Genomic DNA, 1274 nt, shown 5'->3' with positions numbered 1-1274 from the left:
ACTCGTGGCGCGGCCTGCACCGGCACGCACTGATGACGCTGACCACCTATCTATTCCTGCAGCATCTGCGCTTGCACGCCGCCTCGCCGAAAAAAGAAAAATCGCCGTACCACCGCCGCAACAAACACTGCCGGCGATTCGGTACATGCTGCTTGATCATCTGGCGCACGCCTTGCCCCTGCGATGTCCGATTTGTCGGGCGCTTCACTCTGGGCTCAATGATGGGAGTGCTGAAGTAGTGCTTCTGTAATGGGCCGTTGGGTGTCAATCCCCTGAGTGACTGTCCTGTCGCCGAAGTCTTGCTTCTGTTCGGGGTGGGCGCGGCCGCCCCACCATGCCATCAGAGAGGATGCGGTCAGCCAATCTAAGACGCGTGCTCCACCTCGATCAGGTGCTCACGGCACTACTTGCGGCTTGACCGCCTCCATCGTTCCGGCCACGGGACCTCAGGAGAACAGGGGTGACCGCGCCCTGTCCCGAACGCTTGCTCCTCCTATGCGGCAGCCTCCTCCCGGCTCCAGCGGAAGGTGGTTCCATCGATCCACATGCGATGCAGAATGACCGCAAGTTTCCGGACCAGCGCCACCTTGGCGCGCCGCATGCCGTGCCGTTTCGCGACTTCCAGCGCCCAGCGCTTGAGCGCGGAGAAACGCACGTCCCGCGTCAGCAGGATGTGGGCGCCCTCATAGAGCGCGGTGCACACCATCGGATCGCCCACCCGGCTCACCGCGCCGTGATATCAGTCTCGCCCGACTGCTACTTCTTCGGCGTCAGCCCAAAATGCGCGCCCACAGCCCGCGAGCGGGCGAAGCGCTCGGGCTTGTCCACCGCGGACGTGAAGGTCACCGCAATCAGCGCGCCGACACCCGGCACGCTCATCAGCCGCCGGCAGACCTCGTTCTCCCGCGCGATCGCCAGCATGGCGCGATGGAGTTTGGCGAACTCGGTTTGCAGCGCCTCTCTGGCCCGCAGCATCGCCTCGGCAATCGTCTCCAGTATCGCATGACCGGCGACCAGTGTACGCACCCGGGCGGCGAACTGGCCCTTGCTGATCTCGCCGATCTTCAGGCCGAAGCCGCGCAACAGCCCTCGCAGGCTGAGTTCGACGTCCCGCATCTTGGCCTGCAGCTGCTTGCGAGCCATGAGCAGCGCCCGCACCTCCTGGGCCGGCGGCGACTTGCAGTGGACGGGCCGGAACCAGCCCATGCGCAGCAGCAGGGCGATGCCGCGCATCGCGCCGGTCGGTCTTGACGATCATCGCCGAGAGCGCCGCC

At 65.4% G+C, this 1274-nt stretch carries 2 pseudogenes; one reads left to right on the top strand and one right to left on the bottom strand.

From position 1 onward, the window contains the following. Nucleotides 1-156, top strand: a pseudogene (locus FS320_RS43585) (IS701 family transposase); the annotation flags it as partial. 337 nt (nucleotides 157-493) lie between these two features. Here the strand turns inward: FS320_RS43585 and FS320_RS43580 are convergent. Continuing rightward, nucleotides 494-1274: pseudogene (locus FS320_RS43580) on the bottom strand (IS110 family RNA-guided transposase); the annotation flags it as partial.

This window comes from Microvirga tunisiensis, from assembly GCF_009296175.1.
GTDB lineage: Bacteria > Pseudomonadota > Alphaproteobacteria > Rhizobiales > Beijerinckiaceae > Microvirga > Microvirga tunisiensis.
This window is presented reverse-complemented; position numbering and strand designations above follow the sequence as displayed.